Source organism: Hyphomonas polymorpha PS728, assembly GCF_000685315.1.
Classification (GTDB): domain Bacteria; phylum Pseudomonadota; class Alphaproteobacteria; order Caulobacterales; family Hyphomonadaceae; genus Hyphomonas; species Hyphomonas polymorpha.
In genome coordinates this window covers 1-1963 of the sequence record NZ_ARYM01000052.1, presented here as the reverse complement: position 1 = coordinate 1963, position 1963 = coordinate 1, and the positions used below count along the sequence as shown (strand labels likewise).

The 1963-nt window shown below is 65.7% G+C and carries 4 protein-coding genes; all 4 read right to left on the bottom strand.

Annotated elements, in window-relative coordinates; all coding sequences use genetic code 11:
• Positions 1-30: 30 nt before the first annotated feature.
• The 4 genes from HPO_RS19300 to HPO_RS19285 are packed head-to-tail and all read right to left on the bottom strand — an operon-like array spanning position 31 to position 1773.
• Positions 31-279: an HNH endonuclease gene (locus HPO_RS19300; RefSeq protein WP_035602837.1), complete on the bottom strand. Its 249-nt coding sequence runs from the start codon at positions 277-279 to the stop codon at positions 31-33.
• On the bottom strand, positions 276-1163 hold the full coding sequence (gene folD / locus HPO_RS19295) for a bifunctional methylenetetrahydrofolate dehydrogenase/methenyltetrahydrofolate cyclohydrolase FolD (protein WP_035602832.1): 888 nt from the start codon (positions 1161-1163) through the stop codon (positions 276-278). The genes HPO_RS19300 and folD overlap by 4 nt, the downstream gene beginning before the upstream one ends.
• Positions 1144-1449 (bottom strand): DUF167 family protein, encoded by a 306-nt coding sequence (locus tag HPO_RS19290; RefSeq protein ID WP_035602828.1) that lies wholly within the window; start codon positions 1447-1449, stop codon positions 1144-1146. Before HPO_RS19290 ends, folD begins: the two co-directional genes overlap by 20 nt.
• A gap of 30 nt (positions 1450-1479) precedes the next feature.
• On the bottom strand, positions 1480-1773 hold the full coding sequence (locus tag HPO_RS19285) for a YggT family protein (protein ID WP_035602827.1): 294 nt from the start codon (positions 1771-1773) through the stop codon (positions 1480-1482).
• Positions 1774-1963: the final 190 nt, after the last annotated feature.

The window sequence follows — 1963 nt, the reverse complement described above, 5'->3', positions numbered from 1 at the left end:
CTGCGTCCGGCCCTTCGTGCTGCGTGGAACCTATCCCCGCCCCTTGCGCCAGTTACATGCGGCATGCGCCAGCTGCAAATTCTCCGGCCGGTCCGATCCGCCCCGCGCCTTCGCCAGGATGTGATCAAAGCTCGGCCGCTGTTTCTTCCAGAGCGTGGCATGGGCCACCTCAAACCGGTGGCGCGGCATCGGCCGGCCACAGAGGGCACACTGCCCGCCCTGGCTTTCCCATAGCGTGTTGAACAGCGCCGTCTCCGGCGGGGCGAAAGGCTGGCTCACAGCCCGGCAGGCACGGCCCAGCCGCGCCGCGCGCAGGCGGCCAGCACGGTGTTGCGCAGCAGGCAGGCAATCGTCATCGGCCCCACCCCGCCCGGCACCGGCGTGATGAACCCGGCCACCTCTGCGCAGCTTTCATAATGCGCGTCGCCCACCAGCTTGGTCTTGCCCTCGCCCTTTTCCGGCGCGGGCACGCGGTTGATGCCCACATCGATGACCGCCGCGCCGGGCTTCACCCAATCGCCGCGCACCATCTCGGGCCGGCCCACCGCAGGCACCAGAATGTCCGCGCCCCGGCACACTTCGGCAAGGTTTGCCGTGCGGCTGTGGGCGATGGTCACGGTGCAATTCTCCGCCAGGAACAGCAGCGCGGCCGGCTTGCCCACCAGAATCGAGCGGCCGATCACAACCACATGCTTGCCCGAAAGGTCCTCGCCCAGCGCGCGCTTGGCCAGGATGACAGAGCCAACCGGCGTGCACGGCCGCAGGCCCGGCTTGCCCAGGCTGAGCCGCCCGGCAGACACTTCGGTCAGCCCATCCACATCCTTGTCCGGATCGATCTTTTCGATGGCCGCGTCGGCGTCCAAACCCTTGGGTAGCGGCAGTTGCAGCAGGATGCCATCCACGTCCGGGTCCGCGTTCAGGCGTTCGATCAGGCTTTCCACTTCGCCCTGCGTCGCATCGGCCGGCAAACGGTGATGGATCGAGACCATGCCAGCGGCCTGCGTCATCTTCACCTTGTTGCGGACATAGACTTCGCTGGCAGGATCTTCGCCGACCAGCACAACCGCCAGGCAGGGCTGCCCCGGAAGCGTGGAAACCGCTGCGGCCACTGCAGACCGCACATCTGCCGCCACGGCGGTGCCGTCAATCTTTACTGCTGCCATCGCTGCCACCTGCCAGTTCGCTGATCCGGGCCGCGAGCGCTTCTGGCCCTTCGATGTCGAGGCCTTTAAGGCGGTTTTTTCCGCCCGTCACCACTTTGACGGCAGACTTCGGCAGGCCGAGCGCTTTTGCCACAAGCGCTTCGACCGCCGCATTCGCCGCGCCTTCCGCCGGGAGCGCACGCACGCGCAGCTTCAGGAAGGGCCGCCCGGCCTCGTCCGCCGCCCAGCCCTCCAGCCGGTCAGCCGAGGCCTTGGGCTGAACACGCACGGTCAGCCTGTGACGCATCTGGGAGAAATCCAGACAGTTCCGGACAGATCAGAACGGCACGAGGCCATACGCATACCGGGCAATCACCTGGCGCAGGAAGAAGATGATCAGCAGCACGATCAGCGGCGTCAGATCCAGCCCCTGCATCGGCGGCAGGAGGTTGCGGATCGGGCGGTAAACCGGCTCGGTCATCCGCTCCAGCCCCGACCAGATGGAACGGACGGTGGGGTTGCTCAGGCTGATGACGTTGAAGGTGATGAGCCAGGACAGGATCGCCTGGATGATGATGATCCAGGTGATGATGTTGAGGATCACCAGAATGACGTCGAGAATGGCGGCCATCGGACCCGTCTCCGTGAGAATGCAGTGCTTCGCCCGAGACTTAGGGGGCCCCGCCCCTTGAAGCAAGCGCAGCGGTGACGCGGCCTGCCCCAAGGAAAGATTTGGCAAGCGCAGCGGCGCAACCTAGTTTGGTATATCTTTTGACCGGATATATCTGATGACCGCTTCCGAAACGCCGCTGCATCCGCTG

Bases quoted from the DNA above. Each gene is read 5' to 3' on its own strand.
- HPO_RS19290 (WP_035602828.1), bottom strand. From the start codon at position 1,449: ATGCGTCACAGGCTGACCGTGCGTGTTCAGCCCAAGGCCTCGGCTGAC.
- folD (WP_035602832.1), bottom strand. From the start codon at position 1,163: ATGGCAGCAGTAAAGATTGACGGCACCGCCGTGGCGGCAGATGTGCGG.
- HPO_RS19285 (WP_035602827.1), bottom strand. From the start codon at position 1,773: ATGGCCGCCATTCTCGACGTCATTCTGGTGATCCTCAACATCATCACC.